Raw genomic sequence first — 21,036 nt, 5'->3', positions numbered from 1 at the left:
CCCCCTTGAGGGATCAGCCTGTGGGCCTGCGGTTGCGGGCTGCGCGCTGGCAGCTTTGCGCGCCGGCTCTGATCAGCCAACAGGCAAGGATGAACGGCATGGTCAGGGCGGGCAGGCCAAGGGCGCTGAAGCCCGGCTGCAGCACCAGTGCGAGGAGGACGCCGAAGGCCGGTACCAGCGGGCAGCGGTGGACCTGCGCCAGTGCGATGGCGGCGAGGCTGGCGTTGTAGCCGTACACACCCGCCAGCGCGTCCTCGGCGGGCCAGCCGTAGAACAGGGCCAGGGTTGTGCCGCTAGCGGACCCCAATAGCGCCCACAGTGCCGTGCGCCCATCGGCCAGGCGCAAGCCGATCAACAGGCACAGGCCGGCCAATGGTGAGTCGAGAAAGATGACCTGGCTCAGGCCGCGCAGCACCGCGAGCATCAACTGCAGAACGCTCAGCTCCGGCTGTTCGGGGGCATGGCTGGGCTGCGCAACTGGCAGCTCGAGCTGGACGATCAGTGCCAGCAACAGCCAACCGAGCAGCACGAAGGGAAAGGTGAAAGCAGGCAGCCAGCCATGTATACGCATGCGCTGCATCCAGGGCGCCAGCAACAGGCTGGAGAGGGCTGCGCTGGCGATGATCAGCACGGGCAACAGCGGAGTCCAAGGCAACTTCAGGCTGAGCAGCAGGCCGAGCAGGATGCCGTTGTAGCCGTACAGGCCGATGGCGATGTCCGTAGGCGGGTGGCCGCGTCGCTGCGCGATCAGGGTCGAGGACAGGCCGCCGAGCAGCGCGCCAGGTAGCAGATCGGGTGCGCCGATAAGGATGGCCAGCAGCACCAGCAGGCCACAGCCCGGGTGTTGCTGGAGAAATATCTGGGCGAAGCCGCTGAGCAGGGCACGCAGGCTTTGCAGGGTTGGGTGTGAGGTTGGTAGTGGAGGCATGATGTCTGTGCCAAGGGCCCTCTCCCCCAACCCCTCTCCCATAAATGGGAGAGGGGGAGCGGTCCGTGTCGCTTGGAGGAGCCGTGTAGGGTCAATGCAGCGTTTCGATCCTCAGGCTGTTGGTGCTGCCGGGCTGGCCGAAGGGTTCACCGGCAGTGATCACCACGGTTTCGCCGCGCTGGGCCATGCCCTGGGCCTGGGCGATTTCCAGCGCGGTGCTGGTGACTTCCTCGACCTTGCGCAGGCGTTCGTTGACCACCGAGTAGATGCCCCAGGCCACGGTCAGGCGCCGCGCGGTAGTCAGGCTCGGCGTCAGGCTGAGGATCGGCGCCTTCGGGCGCTCGCGTGAGGCGCGCAGGCTGCTGGCACCGGACTCGCTGTAGTTGACCAGGGCCGCGACCGGCAGGATCGAGCTGATGCGGCGGATGGCGCAGCTGATGGCGTCGCTGGCGGTGGCTTCGGCCTGCGGGCGGCCGACGTCGAGCTGGCTCTGGTAGTCCGGGCCGTTCTCTACCTGGCGGATGATCTTGCTCATCATCTGCACGGTTTCCAGCGGGTAATCACCGGAGGCGGTCTCGGCCGACAGCATCACTGCATCGGCGCCTTCGGCGACGGCGTTGGCCACGTCGGTGACTTCGGCGCGGGTCGGCGCCGGCGAGAAACGCATGGATTCGAGCATCTGCGTGGCGACCACCACCGGGCGACCAAGCTGGCGGCAGGTGCGCACGATATCTTTCTGGATACGCGGCACGTTTTCGGCCGGCACTTCCACGCCCAGGTCACCGCGCGCGACCATGATGGCGTCGCACAGTTTGGCGATTTCTTCCAGGTGGATCACCGCCGACGGTTTCTCGATCTTGGCCATGAGGAAGGCCTTGCCGCCGATCAATTCGCGGGCTTCGACGATGTCCTCGGGGCGTTGCACGAACGACAGCGCCACCCAGTCCACGCCCAGCTCCAGGCCGAAGGTCAGGTCGCGGCGGTCCTTCTCGGTCAACGGCGACAGTTGCAGCACGGCCTCGGGCACATTGACGCCCTTGCGGTCGGACAGTTCGCCACCGGCGATCACTTCGGTGATCACGGCATCATTCTGTTTGGCGGTCACTTTCAGGCGCAGGCGGCCGTCGTCCAGCAGCAGGCTCATGCCCGGCTGCAGCGCCTCGATGATTTCCGGGTGGGGCAAGTTGACCCGGTTGGCGTCACCGGGCGTCGTGTCCAGATCCAGGCGCAGGCTCTGGCCGTTGACCAGTTGCACTTTGCCTTCTGCAAAACGGCCGACGCGCAGTTTCGGTCCCTGCAGATCCATGAGGATGCCGATCGGCTGGTTCAGCTCGCGTTCCACTTCACGCACCCACTGGTAGCGCTGGGCATGATCGGCATGTTCGCCGTGGCTGAAGTTGAGACGGAACAGGTTGACCCCGGCTTCCACCAGTTGGCGGATATGCGCGGCATCGCGGATCGCCGGGCCGAGGGTGGCGAGGATCTTCACTTTCTTGTCAGCGTTCATTGGGTTGGGGCCTCGAGAATCAGGAGAGCGCGGAAATCGTTGACGTTGGTGCGGGTCGGGCCGGTGACGATCAGCTCGTCGAGGGCGGCGAAATAGCCGTAGCCGTTGTTGTCGTCCAACTCGTCGCGGGCGCTCAGGCCCTTGATGCCGGCACGGGCATAGCTGTACGGCGTCATGATGGCGCCGGCGTTGTCTTCGGAGCCGTCGATGCCGTCGGTGTCACCGGCCAGCGCGTAGACGCCGGGCAGACCCTTGAGGCTGTCGGTGAGGCTGAGGAGGAATTCGGCGTTGCGCCCGCCACGGCCATTGCCGCGCACGGTGACGGTGGTTTCGCCGCCAGAGAGGATCACGCAGGGCGGCTTGATCGGCTGGCCGTGCAGCTGCACCTGGCGAGCGATACCGGCGTGTACCTTGGCGACGTCACGCGATTCACCCTCCAGGTCGCCGAGAATCAGCACCGGCAGACCGGCCGCTTCGGCCTTGGCAGCGGCGGCGTCGAGCGACTGCTGGGGTGTGGCGATCAATTGGAAGTGGCTGCGTGACAGCACCGGGTCACCCGGCTTGACCGTTTCCGAGCGTGGGTCCTGTAGCCAGGCGCGCACGTTGGCCGGGATGTCGATGGCGTAGCGGGCAAGAATCGCCAGGGCTTCTGCCGAGGTGGTCGGGTCGCCCACGGTGGGGCCGGAGGCGATCACCGTGGCTTCGTCGCCGGGTACGTCGGAGATGGCGTAGGTGTAGACGGTGGCCGGCCAGCAGGCCTTGGCCAGACGACCACCCTTGATCGCCGAGAGGTGCTTGCGCACGCAGTTCATCTCGCCGATGGTGGCGCCGGATTTGAGCAGCGCCTTGTTGATCGCCTGCTTGTCCTTGAGGCTGATGCCGTCTGCCGGCAACGCCAGCAGCGAGGAGCCGCCGCCGGAGAGGAGGAAGATCACCCGGTCGTCTTCGCTGAGGTTCGACACCAGCTCCAGCACGCGGCGCGCAACGCGCTCGCCAGCATCGTCCGGCACCGGGTGCGCGGCTTCCACCACTTCGATCTTCTTGCAGTCGGCGCCGTGCTCGTAGCGGGTCACCACCAGGCCGCTGATCTCGCCTTGCCATTCCTGTTCGATCACCTCGGCCATCGCCGCGGCGGCCTTGCCGGCGCCAATGACGATGACGCGGCCGCTGCGCTCGGCGGGCAGGTGATCGGCCAGCACCTGGCGCGGATGCGCGGCGGCGATGGCGGTGGCGAACAGGTCGCGCAGCAGGCGTTGCGGGTCGAAGGTCATGGCGGTGTTCTCTTGTTCTTGGAGCCTGTTCAACGTCTGCTGCGCGCCGGCCCTGCTGCGTTAAAAACAGGCTCCAATTCGCGAGACCTTGAATAGGCTCTTGGGTGGTGCTGGATCGATTCCAGTCCGCAGGCGCCGCCTGGCAGCGCCTGGGGAGTGGAATCGACCGACCTGGCAATCGGGCCGTGACACCTCCTGCCAGGAAGGTCGAAAGGGTGGGCCAGAAGCAAAGCCCCTCTCCCTAACCCTCTCCCACAAGTGGGAGAGGGGACTGGCTTGGCGTACGCCGAAAATCCGTGTAACGCCGAGCTGCTCGTCTCGCTTCTCCCACAAGTGTGAGAAGCGGCTGGTGTGGCGTAGGTCGAAAATCCGTGTAACACCGAGTTGCTTGTCTCCCCTCGCCCGCATGCGGGAGAGGGGCCGGGGGAGAGGGCACTTTTTTACTCGCCGCGAATATTGAAGTTGGCCATGTGCTCCAGGCCCTTGATCAGGCCGGAGTGGTCCCAACCGCTACCACCGAGTGCCGCGCAGGTGCTGAACACTTGCTGGGCGTTGGCGGTGTTGGGCAGGTTCAGGCCCAGCTCGCGCGCGCCGGACAGCGCCAGGTTGAGGTCCTTCTGGTGCAGGCTGATGCGGAAGCCCGGATCGAAGGTGCCCTTGATCATGCGCTCGCCGTGCACTTCGAGAATCTTCGAGCCGGCGAAACCACCCATCAGCGCTTCACGCACCTTGGCCGGATCGGCGCCGTTCTTGGCGGCGAACAGCAGGGCTTCGGCCACTGCCTGGATGTTCAGCGCGACGATGATCTGGTTGGCCACCTTGGCGGTCTGACCGTCGCCGTTGCCGCCGACGCGGGTGATGTTCTTGCCCATGGCCTGGAACAGCGGCAGGGCGCGCTCGAAGGCATTCGGGCAGCCACCGACCATGATCGACAGGGTCGCGGCCTTGGCGCCGACTTCACCGCCGGACACCGGAGCGTCCAGGTAGGTGGCGCCGGTGGCCTTGATCTTCTCGGCGAAGGTCTTGGTGGCGGAGGGCGAGATCGAGCTCATGTCGATCACTACCTTGCCGGCGCCGACGCCAGCGGCAACGCCATCAGCGCGGAACAGCACGTCTTCGACCTGCGGGGTGTCCGGCACCATGACGATGATGAACTCGGCTTCCTGAGCGACTTCCCTGGGGTTGGCCAGGGCAATGCCGTTGTCGCCAACCAGATCGGCCGGGGCCTTGTCGAAGTGCTCGGAGAAGAACAGGGTGTGGCCGGCTTTCTGCAGGTTCTGCGCCATGGGTTTGCCCATGATGCCGGTGCCGATGAATCCAATTTTAGCCATGAGAGATAACCTCGATGTAGGGGGTGAGCCTGTAGGAGCGGATTCATCCGCGAACACCGGCGAGGCCGGCGCCATGCAGTGCGGGTGAACCCGCTCCTACAGATGTCGCTTTCAGATTGCGTTGTGGCTTTTCATCCAGCCGAGGCCGGCAGCGGTGGTGGTTGCCGGCTTGTATTCACAGCCGACCCAGCCCTGGTAGCCGATGCGGTCCAGATGCTCGAAGAGGAAGCGGTAGTTGATCTCGCCGGTGCCCGGCTCGTTGCGGCCCGGGTTGTCGGCCAGCTGCACGTGGTTGATCGCGGCCAGGTTGCTTTCAACCGTGCGGGCCAGGTCACCTTCCATGATCTGCATGTGGTAGATGTCGTACTGCAGGTACAGGTTGGTGCTGCCGACCTTGTCGCGAATCTCCAGGGCCTGCCGGGTGTTGTTCAGGTAGAAGCCGGGAATGTCGCGGGTGTTGATGGCTTCCATGACCAGGCGGATGCCGGCGCCGGCCAGCTTGTCAGCGGCGTAGCGGAGGTTGTCGACGAAGGTCTTTTCCACGGTCGCGCAGTCCACGCCCTGCGGGCGGATGCCAGCCAGGCAGTTGATCTGCTGGTTGCCCAGTACCTTGGCGTAGGCGATGGCCTGGTCGACGCCGGCGCGGAATTCCTCGATGCGGTCCGGGTGGCAGGCGATGCCGCGCTCACCCTTGCCCCAGTCGCCGGCCGGCAGGTTGAACAGCACCTGGGTCAGCGCGTTGGCGTCCAGGCGGGCCTTGATCTCTTCGACCGGGAAGTCATAGGGGAAGAGGTATTCCACGCCGCTGAAACCGGCTTCGGCGGCGGCGGCGAAACGGTCCAGGAAGTCCACCTCGGTGAACAGCATGGACAGGTTGGCAGCAAAACGGGGCATGGTGTCGCTCCTTTCGTTTGTCTCTCCTCTCCCGCAAGCGGGAGAGGAGATTGTTTGCATCAGTCGAGCAGCGAGATGGCAGTCGGCGCGTCGACGCCGCGCTCGGCCAATTCTTCGAACTCGTTGATGGCGTTGATCTCGGTGCCCATGGAGATGTTGGTGACACGCTCCAGGATGATCTCGACCACCACCGGTACGCGGTGCTCGGCCATCAGGCGCTTGGCTTCGGCGAAGGCGTTCTGCAGTTCGTTCGGGTCGAACACGCGGATCGCCTTGCAGCCCAGGCCCTCGACCACGGCGACGTGGTCGACGCCGTAACCATTGAGCTCCGGCGCGTTGATGTTCTCGAACGCCAGCTGCACGCAGTAGTCGATGTCGAAGCCGCGCTGCGCCTGACGGATCAGGCCCAGGTAGGAGTTGTTCACCAGCACGTGGATGTACGGCAGGTTGAACTGCGCACCGACGGCCAGCTCCTCGATCATGAACTGGAAGTCATAGTCGCCAGACAGCGCCACGACCTGACGTTGCGGGTCGGCCTTGACCACGCCGAGGGCCGCCGGAATGGTCCAGCCCAGCGGACCGGCCTGGCCACAGTTGATCCAGTGGCGCGGCTTGTACACGTGCAGGAACTGCGCGCCGGCGATCTGCGACAGACCGATGGTACTGACGTAGCAGGTGTCCTTGCCGAAGGCTTCGTTCATCTCTTCGTACACGCGCTGCGGCTTGGCCGGCACGTTGTCGAAGTGGGTCTTGCGCTGCAGGGTGCGCTTGCGCTCGCGGCAGGCTTCGACCCAGGTGCTGCGGTCTTTCAGCTTGCCGGCGGCCTTCCATTCGCGGGCAACGATGAGGAAGGCGTCCAGCGCGCTGCCGGCGTCGGAAACGATGCCCAGATCCGGGTTGAACACGCGGCCGATCTGCGTCGGTTCGATGTCGACGTGGATGAACTTGCGACCTTCGGTATAGACGTCGACCGAGCCGGTGTGACGGTTGGCCCAACGGTTGCCGATGCCGAACACCAGATCGGAAGCGAGCAGGGTGGCGTTGCCGTAGCGATGCGAAGTCTGCAGGCCGACCATGCCGACCATCAGCTTGTGATCGTCAGGGATCGCACCCCAGCCCATCAGCGTCGGCACCACCGGGACGCCGGTCAGCTCGGCGAATTCCACCAGCTTGCCTGCCGCGTCGGCGTTGAAGATGCCGCCGCCAGCGACCAGCAACGGGCGCTCGGCGTCGTTGAGCATGGCGATGGCTTTCTCGGCCTGGAGGCGGCTGGTGCTCGGCTTGGCCACCGGCAGCGGTTCGTAGGCATCGATGTCGAATTCGATCTCGGCCATCTGCACGTCGAACGGCAGGTCGATCAGTACCGGGCCGGGGCGGCCGCTGCGCATCTCATGGAAGGCGCGCTGGAAGGCACGCGGCACCTGGCCGGGTTCCATCACGGTGGTGGCCCATTTGGTCACCGGACCAACGATGCTGGTGATGTCGACGGCCTGGAAATCTTCCTTATGCATGCGGGCACGCGGCGCCTGGCCGGTGATGCACAGAATCGGAATGGAGTCGGCGGAGGCCGAGTACAGACCGGTGACCATGTCGGTGCCGGCGGGGCCGGAGGTGCCGATGCACACGCCGATGTTGCCGGCATTGGTGCGGGTGTAACCCTCGGCCATGTGCGAAGCGCCTTCGACGTGACGGGCCAGGACGTGATCGATGCCACCGAGTTTCTTCAGTGCGGCATACAGGGGGTTGATGGCAGCGCCGGGGACGCCGAACGCGGTATCGACACCTTCGCGACGCATCACCAGTACGGCGGCCTCGATTGCTCTCATTCTGGCCATGACCATTGTTCTCCGAGTCAGTGGTTTTTCTTCTTGGGAGCAAGGATGACGGCTGTACCGGGGGGACGGAATTGTCGGATACTTCAGTTCTGCCGATACTTGGAGTACCGAATGGACCGTCATACCCTCATTCGCAGTTTCGTTCTGGTCGCTGACAACGGCAGCTTCGCCGCTGCTGCGCTCAGTGAAGGCGTCACCCCGGTGGTCATGGGGCGTCGCCTCGATACGCTGGAGCGCCACCTCGGCGTCAAGCTGATGCATCGCTCCACACGTGGCCTGCAACTGACCGACCTTGGCGAGCAGTACCTCGACCGTGCCCGCAGCCTGCTCAAGGACTTCGATGAAGCCGACGCCAGCGTGGCGCGTGGTGGCCGGTCGGTGCGCGGGCACCTGGTGGTGTCGGCGCCTGCCGCGTTCGGCAGGCGTCATATCGCGCCGCATGCGCCGGCTTTTCTCAAGCGCTATCCGGACCTGAAGCTGTCGTTCAACTTCACCGACAGCCTGGTCGATCTGGTGCGCCAGGGGTACGACATGGGCATCCGCATCGGTGAGGTGACCGACCCCAACTACGTTGCAGTGAAGCTGTTCCCCAATCGCCGCGTGGTCTGTGGCGCACCCAGCTACTTCGAGCTGCATGGCGTGCCGCGCACCCTCGAAGACCTGGCGCGGCACAACTGCCTGGCGTTCAATCTGCAGGGCGGCCAGCAGCGCGGCTGGACCTTCCTGCGTGACGGCCGTCAGGTGGCGGTCAAGGTGGCCGGCAATCTCGACTGCAACGATGGCGAGCTTCTCTACGACTGGGTCAAGCAGGGGCTGGGAATCGGCTGGAGGTCGACCTGGGAGATTCAGGCGGAGCTGAAGGCCGGTGAGCTGGTGACGGTGCTGGATGACTACGAGATTCCCGCTTACGACATCCAGGCGGTGTACCCGCAGCAGCGTTATCTGCCGGCCAAGGTGCGTTTCTTCATCGACTACCTGAAGGACATCTACAACGCCCCTGGATACTGGGAGGTAAGGGGAGGATGAGGTACTTATTCGATACTTATCTTGTTATTCATGGGTATTTTTATTGTGTACATTTTTAAGTTGTTTTGTTCTTTTTTGTTGAAACAATCCTTCTGTTCGGCTATTGCATAAGGCGCTTTCTCATGTCGCATGCTGCCGTTCGCGCATGCGGCGACTTCCTGTTCGGTTTTTGGAGAATCCTTATGAATGCGCTCAACCTGTCCACCGCCGTGAGCATCACTCACAGCGCGCTTGCCGTTGGTCGTGAGCTTCACGCTGCACCGCTGACGGTCGCGGTACTGGATGCCGGCGGGCATCTGATCAGCCTGCAGCGCGAGGATGGTGCCAGTCTGCTGCGTCCGCAGATCGCCATTGGCAAGGCCTGGGGCGCGCTGGCGCTGGGCAAGGGTTCGCGCCTGATCGCCGCGGATGCACAGCAGCGCCCAGCCTTTATCGGTGCGGTCAACAATCTGGCCCAGGGCAGCCTGGTGCCGGCGCCGGGCGGGGTGCTGATCCGTGATGCACACGGCGAGGTGATCGGCGCCGTCGGGATCACCGGCGACACCTCGGATATCGATGAGCAATGTGCGGTGAGTGCGCTGGAGTCTCTGGGCCTGAAGGCCGACGCGGGGGCGTAGGGTGTTGCGGGGCCGCCTAGGCTGCGCACCGGTTTGATCACGACTGCGCGATGCTCCAGATTGCATCCGGGCTACGACTGTGGGAGGGGCTTCAGCCGCGACTCCCGCATCGAAGCGTCGCCGCTAAAGCGCCTCCCACGGTTTTCGGCTATGCGTAGGGTGGATGTCGCTTTTTACATCCACCAGTTCGCAGGGGCGCCGTGCGCACCAAGGCTTCCCGAACGTCCGTGTCGTAAACTCGGTGCGCGCGGCGCACCCTACGGGTTCGGTATATGCCGCGGACTCGACTCAGGCGCTGGTGATCAGCTCGGAAGCCTTCGACGGCATCGGGCTGACGTCGCACCCTTTGAGCACCAGGCGAATGATGGTCTGTGCGGCGGCTTCGTAGTCGGCATCATCGAGGCTGGCCTTGCCGGTGACGGTGGAGATCTGCCAGTCGAAGTCGGCGTAGGTCTGGGTCGCTGCCCAGATGCTGAACAGCAGGTGGTGTGGGTCGACCTGCGCCATTTGCCGCTGATCGATCCAGCGCTGGATGCAGGCGATGTTGTGTTTGGCTTGGGCGTTGAGCTGTTCGGTCTGTTCCGCTGACAAGTGCGGCGCGCCGTGCATGATTTCGCTGGCGAACACCTTGGAAGCATGGGGCAGTTCGCGGGAGATGCGGATCTTCGAGCGGATGTAGGCAGTCAGTACTTCGCTCGGGTGGCCCGGCTGGTTGAAGGGGGCAGAGGCGGCCAGCAGCGGCTCGATGATGCTTTCCAGGACCTCGCGGTAGAGGTTTTCCTTGGACTTGAAGTAGTAGTAGACGTTGGGCTTGGGCAGGCCTGCCTTGGCCGCAATATCACTGGTCTTGGTGGCGGCGAAGCCCTTGTCGGCGAACTCCTCGCTGGCTGCACGCAGGATGAGCTCTTTGTTACGCTCGCGGATGCTGGTCATAAGGCCCTGTGGTTTGCTCTGCCGCCGGACGGCGGTCGGGCATGGTAGCACCGGCTTTGCGCGAGGCTCAAGGCAGTGGCCACGGGCTGCTCAGCGCTTAACTGACTCCGTAGTCAAATTTTTGTATACAGGAAATCGCTTTTCTGTTTCTATCGCGCACAGCGTTATCCATGACAAAAAGTCTCGGCGCGTGACGCTGCAGGAGACCCACCGTGAATACCCATCAGCTCGTTGATCCCTTCGGTCGGCGTATCACCTACCTGCGTTTGTCGGTGACCGATCGCTGCGATTTTCGCTGCACCTACTGCATGAGCGAAGACATGCAGTTCGCCCCGCGCGCGCAGATTCTCAGCCTGGAAGAACTCTACGCCGTGGCCGACGCCTTCATCGGCCTCGGTGTGCAGCGTATTCGCATCACCGGCGGTGAGCCGCTGGTGCGCAAGAACCTGTTGAGCCTGCTGCAGCGCCTGGGGCAGCGCGAGGAACTGGATGACCTGGCGATCACCACCAATGGTTCGCAACTGGTGGAGATGGCCGCGCCGCTGCGCGCAGCGGGCGTGAGGCGCCTGAACATCAGCCTGGACTCTTTGCAGCGCGAGCGTTTCGCCGCCTTTACCCGGCGCGACAAGCTCGATCAGGTGCTGGCCGGCATCGACGCGGCGCGTGCCGCCGGCTTCGAGCGGATCAAGCTCAACAGCGTGGTGCAGAGCGGGCGTAACGACGACGAAGTACTGGACCTGGTCGAGTTCGCCATCGCGCGCGGCCTGGATATCAGCTTCATCGAGGAGATGCCGCTGGGCAGCGTGGTCAGCCACAGCCGCGAGCAGACCTTCTGCTCAAGTGACGAAGTGCGCCAGCGCATCGAGCAGCGTCATGCGCTGGTGCGCAGCAGCAAGGTCACCGGCGGGCCGTCGCGCTACTGGCAAGTGGTCGGTACGCAGACTCAGGTAGGGTTCATCTCACCGCACAGCCACAACTTCTGCGGCGACTGCAATCGTGTGCGGGTCACCGCCGAGGGCAAGCTGGTGCTCTGCCTCGGCCACGACAACGCACTGGATCTCAAGCGCCTGCTGCGCGCTCATCCGGGTGACGGCGAGCGCCTGCGTCAGGCGCTGATCGAGGCGCTGCGGCTCAAGCCCGAGCGGCACCACTTCGCCACCGACGAGCAGGTCCAGGTGGTGCGCTTCATGAGCATCACCGGCGGGTAGAACCGCCTTCGGATTCCACTACAACAATAAGGAGGCTCTACATGAAGCCCGTACGACTGTGTCTGCTATTTGCCCTTGTGGCCCCCGGCGCCCTGGCCCAGACCTACGTGGTCGGCGTCGAGGATCTGCCGTTCGCACCGCATTACAGCCTCGATGACGAAGGCCAGTACCGTGGTTTCGCTCGCGAGTTGCTGGATGCTTTCGCCGCCGACAGTGGTGTCAGCCTGAGCTACAAGGCGCTGGCGGTGGATCAGTTGCTGCCGGCCTTGCAGCGTGGCGAGATCGACCTCAAGTATCCCGACAGTCCGCACTGGGCCGCAGCACAGAAGGCCGGCATGACGCTGCACTACAGTCAGGCCGTGGTCGATTACGTCGATGGTGTGCTGGTGGCGCCGCAGCGTAAGGGGCGAACGCTGGCGGGCATCCATCGGCTGGCCATGGTGCAGGGCTGGACGCCGCGGGGTTACGAGCAGGCCATCGACAGCGGGCAGATCCAGCTGAGCTACAGCGAGGACCTGCGCCAGATGATTCGCCAAGCGCTGAAACAGGACGCCGATGGTGCCTACTTCAACGTGGTGGTGGCCACCCACTATCTGGACAACATTCGCGCCCGGCCTGGTGCCCTGGTGTTCGACCCCAAGTTGCCGCACACCCGTGGCAGTTTTCATCTGTCGAGCCTGCGCCATCCGCAGCTGATCACCCGTTTCGATCGTTTTCTCGCGGAACACGCGGCCCAGGTGGCGGCGCTCAAGGCGAGCTATCGGGTAGAGGCCAATCTCGATAGTGAGTACATGGGGGTCGAGCAATGGAAGGTGGACTTTCTCGAGCGGCAGAAAGAAAAAGCCGGCGCGCAGGCGCCGGCTTCGTCCCGTCAGTGATTGCTCAGAGACTGGCGTCGGCGCGTTTCAGTGCCTGTGCATGGCCGTGCATCAGGCCATAGTGCAGCACTGCGCCGAGCAGGGCGCCGAGCAGCCAGGCGTAGCCGGACAGCTGGCTGAGGCCGGGCGCCCACACCGACGCGACGGAGAACACCGAGCCGACGACGAAGGCGAGCATCGCCTTGCGGTTCCAGCCGCCATCGAAGTAGTAGGTCGAACCCACCTCGGCACTGAACAGCTGCTGCAGGTCGAGCTTGCGCCGACGCACCAGGTAGTAGTCGGCGACGATGATGCCGTACAGCGGCGCGAGCACGGCGCCCAGGGTGTCGACGAAGGCAGCGATGCCGACGTTGCTGATGAAGGCCACCCACAGGGCGCCGATGAAGAAGGCGATGCCGGCAGTGATGAAGCCCCCGGTGCGTGCGCTGATATGCGCCGGCGCCAGGTTGGCCAGGTCATAGGCTGGCGGAATGAAGTTGGCTACCAGGTTGATACCCACGGTCGCGGCGAAGAAGGTCAGCGCGGCGATGATGGTCAGGGTCAGGTTGTCCACTCGTGCGACGATGTCGGTCGGGTTGGTCAACGTTTCACCGAACACCACCACGGTGCCGGCGGTGATCACCAGGGCGATCAGCGAGAAGAACGCCAGGCTAACCGGCAGGCCGAGGAAGTTGCCGATGGTCATCTGCTTTTCGCTTTTGACGAAGCGGGCGAAGTCGCCGTAGTTGATTACCACTGCAGCGAAGTAGGCGACCATGGTGCCGACCACGGCGAAGAACGCGGTCACCGGACCGGCCTTGTATTCACCCGTGCCACTGAAGATGTTGCCCAGCTCGCTGAGCAGGCTCGGGCCGGCCTTGTACCAGATCAGGCCCATCAGCGCGATCATCACCACGTAGACCAGCGGCCCGGCCCAGTTGAGGAAGCGGGTGATCCAGCTCATGCCGCAGACGAACAGGCCGACCTGGAACAGGCAGACGATCACGTAGGACAGCCAGCCGATGGCGGTCAGGCCCAGGTACAGAGCCGGGTCCTGCGGTTGCAGCAATGAATTGAGCAGCAGTGCCACGGCGGTGGAGGCGAAGTAGGTCTGCACGCCGTACCAGAAGATCGCGACGATGCCGCGCACCAGCGCAGGGAAGTTGGCGCCGCGCACGCCCATGCTGGCGCGGGCGAACACCGGGAAGGGGATGCCGTACTTGACGCTCGGTCTGCCGGTCAGTTGCACCAGACCCATGACGATGAAACCGGCGAGCACGATGCCGGCCAGCACGGCCCAGCCATTGAGCCCGTAGGAGATGAACAGCGTCGCCGCCAGGGTGTAGCCGAACAGACTCTGAATGTCGTTCGACCAGACGTTGAAGATCTCGAACCAGCCCCAGGTGCGTTTCTCGGGAGCCAGCGGGGCGAGGTCCTCGTTGTGTAGCGAGGGATCAATGTTCTTGATGCGAAAGTCTTCGGTGTTGGACATGGACAGCTCCCAGTTTTGTTCTTGCGCCGCGGCGTTCTATGAGGAGATTTGTCTGCAGGTTTCGTTCCGGTTTTGTATTCGCGTCATGACTGATTCAGTGTATACAGCCAATTCGACAGTGATTCGGTAGGAACCTGATTGTCTTGTACACAGAAAATGCATTGATGAATATGGCTTTCGGATAAATTGCACACAAAAAATCTGTATTTTGTGATCAAAAACTTGACCTCGCAGTCAGTTGCGTGATTGCAAAGTGCTGGTCGGGAAGTGGTTTGGATGTATCCGATTGCGCACCGAGATGGTGCTTGATCTGCTTTGGGGTGCTGGGTTGGTGCGGCTATTCAGGCCGCTTTGCCAAAGGCAGTGTGTGCGGTGCATAACTACGGACGGTGTCCGCCGCGTAGGGGGCGCCGTGCGCACCTGGCATTTGCTGCTCAAAGAAAAAGGTTCTTTGCATTCTGACGGGGAGGATACGCTTGACGTCGGACTGGCAAGTTTGTGTGTTCTGTACGCAGCGCTATTTATCTCCGGGCCACGATCATTAGCGTGTCGATCTTTCGTCTTGGTTTCGCCCCTCACGGGCGAGTCACTTTCTCTTGCTTGCCCAAGAGAAAGTAACCAAAGAGAAGGGCACCCCACCATCCGGCCCCGGCTGCGCCGGGGTTCCCTCGCTACATCACCACTCCTGGGGCACGCCACGAAGGGCCATCCCTGGCCCATCGTGGCTCTCGCGACATCCATGTCGCTCAACCCCTTACGTGGCGATTCCACTCGGCCTCCTGAAGGGGACTTGGGTGTCGTCTGTGAGATCGCGCTTCAAGAGCAAAAGCCAAACGCTACCGACTTTGATCTTCCAGAGCTGTCGCAAGCTTGCGATCTGGCTCCCCGGAGCGGCGCTGGAGCGAGGGGCGCGTAGCGAAACCCGGATGTCGGGGTGCCCTTCTTTGGCACACCTTTCTTGGGCAAGCAAAGAAACGCAGCGAAGCGCAGTAACAGCCGCAGGCTGGCCCGAAGGGTGAGCGCAGCGAATCAAGGTGTGGCGCCCGTAAGGGGCGCAACCCAAACGTTCAGCGCACGCGGTAACGGATATTGCTAAGCCCGTGAGCAATACGCACACAAACTTGCCAGTCCGGTGTCAACGTATCCTCCCCGCGAAAATGCGAAGAACCTTTTTATTCCTGCGGTCAGCTCCGGGCCACCGCGCTGCGGTACTCGCCGGGGCTCACACCATAGGCCTGCTTGAACTGGCGCGACAGATGGCTCTGATCGGCAAAGCCCAATTGCATCGCCACGGCAACCGCCGCGCAGCCACTCTTGAGTAGCGCCCGTGCCTGCTCCAGACGGCGCTGCTTGAGCCAGGCATGTGGCGGCAGGCCCGTTGCACGGCGAAAGACGCGGGCGAAGTGGAAGGGTGAAAGATTGACCGCGGCGGCCAACTCCTCCAGCGAGGGCGGTTCGACCAGCCGCTCGGCCAGCATCTGCTTGGCACAGGACACTGCCCAGGGCTCACGCCCGGCTGCTCGAGGCTCAGCAAGCCGCGCATGGTGCTGGAACAGCAATAGTATCGCTTCACGCCAGGCCAGTTGCTGCTGCAACGCCTCGGCGCCATGCTCGAGCAACTGATGCAGTTGCAGAAAGGCCGCATGCAGGCGCGGATCGTGCAACACGCTAAAGGAAAACGACGGCATCCCGGCCCTGGCCAGGCCCAGCTCCTGCAGCGCGCCCAGTACCTGGGCGTTGTCGGGATAGAAACCGCGATAGCGCCAACCGTCTTCGTGCGCCTTGGAGCCGGTGTGCACTTCATCCGGGTTGATCAGCACCATGCTGCCCTGCGGCGCCAGGTGATCGCTGCCGCGATGATGAAAACGCTGGGCACCATGCTCGATCACGGTAAACACGAAGCCTTCATGCACGTGTGGCGCGAAACGCTGCTCGAGGTAGTGCGCCTGCAACAGCTCGACCCCTCTCAATGCGGAGGCTTGCCAGAAGCGGGTCTGCTCACGAGTCTGCATACTGCTCAAGCGCCGAAGCCTGCCTCCATCGCCTCGCGCAAGGCTGGCCATTCCTGGTCGGTGATGCTGTACAGCACGGTATCGTCGAGGCGGCCATCGGCCAGCCGGCGATGGTTGCGCAGCAGCCCTTCACGGACCGCGCCAAGCTTCTCGATGGCGCGTTGCGAGCGCAGGTTGCTGCCGGCGGTCTTCAACTGCACGCGCACCATGCCCCAGTTGTCGAAAGCATGCTTGAGCATCAGGTACTTGATGGTGGTATTCAGGCCGGTGCCATGCTGGCTGCGATCGAGCCAGGTCCAGCCGATTTCGCAGGCTGGCAGGTTGTTCATGAAGTCGGCGAAGCGCGTGGTTCCCACCAGTTCGTCACCCAGGCGAATGACGAATGGCAAGGCCCGCTGCTCACGCAGATCGGCCAGGGCGCTGCGGTACCAATCCAGACGCTGGGTGCCACTCATGTACAGCAGCGCCTCACGATTGGCCTCGGCCAACGCTACCAAGGCCGGAATATCGGCGTCAGAGAGCGGCTCCAGGCGCAGTGCGCCACGTTGCAAAGTCACCAGCTGCGGCTTGAACATAGGGGTTTCCTCGGGTCCTTCCTTGGGCAGAATCGCAAACCGACCAAGCTATCAGCCCCAGCGCTGCGGCACAATCGAGCGTCGTCGCAAAGCACGCGAACCGCCCTGCGACCTTGGTCGCAGCCGACAGCGCCTGGCTTTGTGCAACACTGATCAGCATCGGCCTCGCCTCGGCGGCCAGGCTCAGTTCGTCCCACTGCGCGTTTCGGAGTCTGCATGTCGCTGTCCCCTGGGTTGATCGCCGCGGTCGCCCTCATCTACATGGCCGTTCTTTTCTCCATCGCCTTCTATGGCGACCGCCGTAGCGCGCCCATGCCGCCGAAGATCCGCGCCTGGGTGTACTCGCTGTCGCTGGCCGTTTACTGCACCAGCTGGACCTTCTTCGGCGCCGTCGGCCAGGCCGCCGAACAACTCTGGTCGTTCCTGCCGATCTACCTGGGCCCGATCATTCTGCTGCTGACCATGCCCTGGGTGCTGCAGAAGATGGTGATGATCAGCAAACAGGAGAACATCACCTCCATCGCCGACTTCATTGCCGCGCGCTACGGCAAGTCGCAGTCGCTGGCCATCGTCGTGGCGCTGATCTGCCTGGTCGGTGTGCTGCCCTACATCGCCCTGCAACTCAAGGGCATCGTGCTCGGGGTCAATCTGTTGATCGGCGAGCACGCGCTGGACACCGGCACCAGCGCCCAGGACACGGCACTGATCGTGTCGCTGGCACTGGCGCTGTTCACCATCTTGTTCGGCACCCGCAACCTCGATGTCACCGAGCACCACCGCGGCATGGTGCTGGCGATTGCCTTCGAATCGCTGGTCAAGCTGCTGGCGTTCCTGGCCGTGGGCGCCTTCGTCACCTTCGGCCTGTACAACGGTTTCAACGACCTGCTGGAGCAGGCGCACAACACCGCCGAGCTGGACGACTTCTGGAACGAGGCGGTGAACTGGCCAGCGATGCTGGTGCAGACCGGCATGGCGATGATCGCTATCGTCTGCCTGCCGCGGCAGTTCCATGTCACCGTGGTGGAGAACATCGAACCCAAGGACCTGCGCCTGGCGCGCTGGGTATTCCCGGCTTATCTGGTGCTGGCCGTGCTGTTCGTCGTCCCCATCGCCCTTGCCGGGCAGATGCTGCTGCCGGCCGGCGTGACACCGGACTCCTTCGTCATCAGCCTGCCCCTGGCCGAAGCCCACCCGGGTCTGGCGGTGCTGGCCTTCATCGGCGGTGCATCGGCCGCCACCGGCATGGTGATCGTCGCCTCGGTGGCGCTGTCGACCATGATCTCCAACGACATGCTGCTTCCCTGGCTTTTACGCCGGCAAAGTACCGAGCGGCCGTTCGAGGCCTTCCGCCAATGGATGCTCACGGCCCGGCGGGTCAGCATCGTGCTGATCCTGCTGCTGGCCTACGTCTGCTATCGCCTGCTCGGCGAGGGCACCAGCCTGGCGACCATCGGCCAGGTCTCGTTCGCCGCCATCGGCCAGCTGGCACCGGCCATGTTCGGTGCACTGGTGTGGAAGCAGGCCAACCGCCGTGGCGTGTTCGCCGGCCTGATCTTCGGCGCCTTGCTCTGGTTCTACACCCTGGTGCTACCGCTGGCGGCACGTGGCATGGGATGGTCGCTGGAAAGCTTCCCCGGGCTCACGGCCCTGCTCCACGCCCCCATCGGCCTGCAAGTCGACCCGCTGACACGCGGCGTGGTGCTTTCGCTGGCCGGCAACATGCTGTTGTTCGCCTGGGTTTCCTGGTTCTCGCGCACACGCGTCTCCGAACATTGGCAGGCCGGGCGCTTCATCGGCCATGACCTGGGTACCAAACCGAGCAACCGCAGCCTGCTGGCCGTCCAAGTGGCGGACCTGCTGATGCTCTCCAGCCGCTTCGTCGGCGAAGAACGCGCCCGCCAGAGCTTCACCCGTTTCGCCCTGCACCAGGGCAAAGGCAAGGACTTCGACCCCAACCAGCCGGCGAACAGCGAGTGGATCGCCCACACCGAACGCCTGCTCGCCGGTGTGTTGGGCGCCTCCTCGACCCGCGCGGTGGTAAAGGCTGCCATCGAAGGCCGCGAGATGCAGGTCGAAGACGTGGTGCGCATCGTCGACGAAGCCAGTGAGGTGCTGCAGTTCAACCGGGCCCTGCTGCAGGGGGCGATCGAGAACATCACCCAGGGCATCAGCGTGGTCGACCAGAACCTGCGCCTGGTGGCCTGGAACCACCGTTATCTGGAGCTGTTCGAGTACCCCGAAGGCTTGATTTACGTCGGCCGGCCGATTGCCGAGATCATCCGCTTCAATGCCGAGCGCGGCATGCTCGGCGGCGGCGACCTGGAAGAGAACGTCGCCAAGCGCCTGTACTGGATGCGCCAGGGCACCGCGCACAGCTATGAGCGGGTATTCCCCAACGGCCGGGTGATCGAGCTGATCGGCAACCCGATGCCGGGCGGTGGTTTCGTCATGAGTTTCACCGACATCACCGAGTTCCGCGAAGCCGAGCGCGCCCTCAAGGACGCCAACGAAAGCCTCGAACAGCGGGTTGCCGAACGGACCCATGAACTGTCGAAGCTGAACCAGGCGCTGACCGAGGCCAAGTCCCACGCCGAAGCCGCCAACCAGTCGAAAACGCGCTTTCTCGCCGCAGTCAGCCATGACCTGATGCAACCGCTCAACGCCGCTCGTCTGTTCTCCGCAGCGCTGTCCCACCAGGACGACGCCCTGCCCGGCGAGGCCCAGGAGCTGGTCCGTCACCTGGACAGTTCGCTGCGTTCGGCCGAGGACCTGATCACCGACCTGCTGGACATCTCGCGACTGGAAAACGGCCGGATCACCCCGGATCGCCATCCTTTCGCCCTGGCCAACCTGTTCGACACCCTCGCCGCCGAGTTCGGCGTACTGGCTGCCGAGCAGGGCATCGACCTGCGCGTACGTGGCAGCCGGCAGTGGATCGACAGCGACATCAAGCTGCTGCGCCGGGTCTTGCAGAACTTCCTGACCAATGCCTTCCGCTACGCCAAGGGCCGCGTGGTGCTGGGTGTACGGCGCGAGGGCGAGCAGTTGCGCCTGGAGGTGTGGGATCGCGGCATGGGCATCCCCGAGGATAAGCGCAAGGTGATCTTCGAAGAATTCAAGCGCCTCGACAGCCACCAGACGCGCGCCGAGAAAGGCCTGGGCTTGGGCCTGGCGATTGCCGACGGGCTGTGCCGCGTGCTCAGCCACCGCCTGGAGGTGCGCTCCTGGCCGGGCAAGGGCAGCGTGTTCAGCGTCAGCGTGCCACTGGCGAGAAGACCGGCGACGAAACCGCAGAGCACCAGCGCGCCGACCGTAGACGGCCAACCGCTGCAGGGTACCCAGGTGATCTGTATCGACAACGAAGACAGCATTCTCACCGGCATGCACAGCCTGCTGTCACGCTGGGGCTGCCAGGTATGGACGGCGCGCAATCGCCTGGAATGCGAACACCTGCTCAGCGAGAACGTGCATCCGCAACTGGCGCTGGTCGACTATCACCTCGACGAAGGCGAAACCGGCACCGAACTCATGGCCTGGCTGCGCACCCGCATGGGCGAGCCGGTACCCGGTGTGGTGATCAGCGCCGACGGCCGTCCCGAGCTGATCACCGAAGTGCATGCCGCCGGCCTCGACTACCTGCCCAAGCCGGTCAAGCCAGCCGCCCTGCGCGCTCTGCTGAGCCGCCATCTGGTGCTGCGCGGCTAAGGAGTACTGGCGCCCGACGGGCATCAACCGCGCTGCAGGAACCCCTGCAGCAGTTGATGCACCCGCTCGCTCAGTTCGCGGTTGGCCGCCACCGGCAGGCCGCGCGCCAGCTCCGCCTCGACCACCTGCTCGACCAGCGGCCGCAGTTGCAGCAGTTGGGCGCTGAGCCCTTCCAGCTGATCGACGCGAGGCAGCGAACTCTGCAGCAGCGGATTGACCAGGTGGCCGACGATCATCTGCACGATACCGGTGGATACCTGCTCGACGTGCCGACGAATCGACTCCAGCTCATCGAGTAGCGCCGGCAATGGGATGCCGGCGCGGTACAACTCGACACCCGCAGCGAACAAGCGCGGGCTGGGTACGCAGAGATGGTCACCGGCGAACTGCAACAGGCCCATGGCCATGGCTCGTTCGATCATCGCGTCATCCAGATCGTCAGCGAAGATCGCCTGCAGCTCGGCGAACTCCAGGCGCCCGGGTTGCTCGGGCTCACCGGGGCCGCGGATGGCCTGGTCGAGCCCCAGCACGTGGGCGAGATCACGGCCCTGGGCCCAGGCGTCGAACAGTTCGCGGATGCTGGCGATGCTGTAGCCGCGCTCCAGCAGTTGGCCGATCAGCCGCAGACGCGCCAGATGCTCGCCGCTGTAAATGCCGACACGCCCGCGGCGCTCCGGCGGCGACAGCAAGCCGCGGTCCTGATAGGCGCGCACGTTACGCACGGTGGTCTGCGCCGCCTGCGCCAGTTCGTCGACCGTATATTCGGCGGCAACCGCCGCAGCCATCGGGTCAGCGCTGCCGAGCAGGCGCTGGAAGAACAGGGAAACGTCAGTCATGCGCCGATC

16 protein-coding genes are annotated in these 21,036 nt (G+C 64.1%); 5 read left to right on the top strand and 11 right to left on the bottom strand.

The genetic code is table 11. The annotated features are described in order from the left end of the window. Positions 1-13 precede the first annotated feature (13 nt). From PCLY_RS19520 to gcl, 6 genes are all read right to left on the bottom strand, one after another. The gene (locus PCLY_RS19520; RefSeq protein ID WP_061241302.1) at positions 14-928 is read right to left on the bottom strand and encodes an urea transporter; all 915 of its coding nucleotides are present in this window, start codon (positions 926-928) and stop codon (positions 14-16) included. Positions 929-1,019: 91 nt separating this feature from the next. After that, positions 1,020-2,435: a pyruvate kinase gene (gene pyk, locus PCLY_RS19515; RefSeq protein WP_061241300.1), complete on the bottom strand. Its 1,416-nt coding sequence runs from the start codon at positions 2,433-2,435 to the stop codon at positions 1,020-1,022. Beyond that, positions 2,432-3,706 carry a glycerate kinase type-2 family protein gene (locus tag PCLY_RS19510; RefSeq protein ID WP_061241298.1) on the bottom strand — a complete coding sequence of 425 codons (1,275 nt, stop codon included), beginning with the start codon at positions 3,704-3,706 and terminating at the stop codon, positions 2,432-2,434. Before PCLY_RS19510 ends, pyk begins: the two co-directional genes overlap by 4 nt. A 440-nt stretch (positions 3,707-4,146) precedes the next feature. Beyond that, complete coding sequence (locus tag PCLY_RS19505; RefSeq protein ID WP_061241296.1) at positions 4,147-5,037, bottom strand: 2-hydroxy-3-oxopropionate reductase; 891 nt, start codon at positions 5,035-5,037, stop codon at positions 4,147-4,149. Between the two features lie 111 nt (positions 5,038-5,148). Then, positions 5,149-5,931 (bottom strand): hydroxypyruvate isomerase, encoded by a 783-nt coding sequence (gene hyi, locus PCLY_RS19500; RefSeq protein WP_061241294.1) that lies wholly within the window; start codon positions 5,929-5,931, stop codon positions 5,149-5,151. A gap of 59 nt (positions 5,932-5,990) precedes the next feature. After that, positions 5,991-7,766 (bottom strand): glyoxylate carboligase, encoded by a 1,776-nt coding sequence (gene gcl / locus PCLY_RS19495; RefSeq protein WP_061241643.1) that lies wholly within the window; start codon positions 7,764-7,766, stop codon positions 5,991-5,993. A 111-nt stretch (positions 7,767-7,877) separates the two neighbouring features. Between gcl and PCLY_RS19490 the strand changes: the two genes are divergently transcribed. Both PCLY_RS19490 and PCLY_RS19485 read left to right on the top strand, forming a co-directional pair. Continuing rightward, positions 7,878-8,792: a LysR family transcriptional regulator gene (locus tag PCLY_RS19490; protein WP_061241292.1), complete on the top strand. Its 915-nt coding sequence runs from the start codon at positions 7,878-7,880 to the stop codon at positions 8,790-8,792. A 182-nt stretch (positions 8,793-8,974) separates the two neighbouring features. Next, positions 8,975-9,409, top strand: coding sequence for a GlcG/HbpS family heme-binding protein (locus PCLY_RS19485; protein ID WP_061241290.1), 435 nt, complete (start codon positions 8,975-8,977; stop codon positions 9,407-9,409). A gap of 288 nt (positions 9,410-9,697) precedes the next feature. Here the strand turns inward: PCLY_RS19485 and PCLY_RS19480 are convergent, their stop codons facing one another. Beyond that, positions 9,698-10,342 carry a TetR/AcrR family transcriptional regulator gene (locus PCLY_RS19480; RefSeq protein WP_061241288.1) on the bottom strand — a complete coding sequence of 215 codons (645 nt, stop codon included), beginning with the start codon at positions 10,340-10,342 and terminating at the stop codon, positions 9,698-9,700. 212 nt (positions 10,343-10,554) lie between these two features. Between PCLY_RS19480 and moaA the strand changes: the two genes are divergently transcribed. After that, positions 10,555-11,550, top strand: a complete 996-nt coding sequence (moaA, locus tag PCLY_RS19475) for a GTP 3',8-cyclase MoaA (protein ID WP_061241286.1) — start codon at positions 10,555-10,557, stop codon at positions 11,548-11,550. A 41-nt stretch (positions 11,551-11,591) separates the two neighbouring features. Next, complete coding sequence (locus tag PCLY_RS19470) at positions 11,592-12,428, top strand: substrate-binding periplasmic protein (RefSeq protein ID WP_061241283.1); 837 nt, start codon at positions 11,592-11,594, stop codon at positions 12,426-12,428. A gap of 4 nt (positions 12,429-12,432) precedes the next feature. On the opposite strand, the gene PCLY_RS19465 is transcribed toward PCLY_RS19470, so the two are convergent. From PCLY_RS19465 to PCLY_RS19455, 3 genes are all read right to left on the bottom strand, one after another. Beyond that, positions 12,433-13,899, bottom strand: a complete 1,467-nt coding sequence (locus PCLY_RS19465; RefSeq protein ID WP_061241281.1) for an NCS1 family nucleobase:cation symporter-1 — start codon at positions 13,897-13,899, stop codon at positions 12,433-12,435. Positions 13,900-15,083: 1,184 nt separating this feature from the next. Next, entirely contained in the window at positions 15,084-15,911 is an 828-nt protein-coding gene (locus PCLY_RS19460) for a helix-turn-helix transcriptional regulator (RefSeq protein WP_061241279.1), read from the bottom strand. 5 nt (positions 15,912-15,916) lie between these two features. Further along, a complete protein-coding gene (locus tag PCLY_RS19455) occupies positions 15,917-16,486 on the bottom strand; it encodes a GNAT family N-acetyltransferase (protein WP_061241277.1) in 570 nt (189 codons plus the stop codon). 216 nt (positions 16,487-16,702) lie between these two features. On the opposite strand from PCLY_RS19455, the gene PCLY_RS19450 reads away from it, so the two are divergent. Further along, complete coding sequence (locus PCLY_RS19450) at positions 16,703-20,191, top strand: hybrid sensor histidine kinase/response regulator (RefSeq protein ID WP_061241275.1); 3,489 nt, start codon at positions 16,703-16,705, stop codon at positions 20,189-20,191. 23 nt (positions 20,192-20,214) lie between these two features. Here the strand turns inward: PCLY_RS19450 and PCLY_RS19445 are convergent, their stop codons facing one another. After that, positions 20,215-21,027 carry a MerR family transcriptional regulator gene (locus PCLY_RS19445; protein WP_061241273.1) on the bottom strand — a complete coding sequence of 271 codons (813 nt, stop codon included), beginning with the start codon at positions 21,025-21,027 and terminating at the stop codon, positions 20,215-20,217. Between the last annotated feature and the right edge of the window lie 9 nt (positions 21,028-21,036).

Origin of the sequence: Ectopseudomonas composti (assembly GCF_001567565.1) — a bacterium.
Taxonomy (GTDB): Bacteria; Pseudomonadota; Gammaproteobacteria; order Pseudomonadales; family Pseudomonadaceae; genus Aquipseudomonas; species Aquipseudomonas composti_A.
Note: the sequence above shows the minus strand (reverse complement) of the source record. Positions and strands in the feature narration are given on the sequence as shown.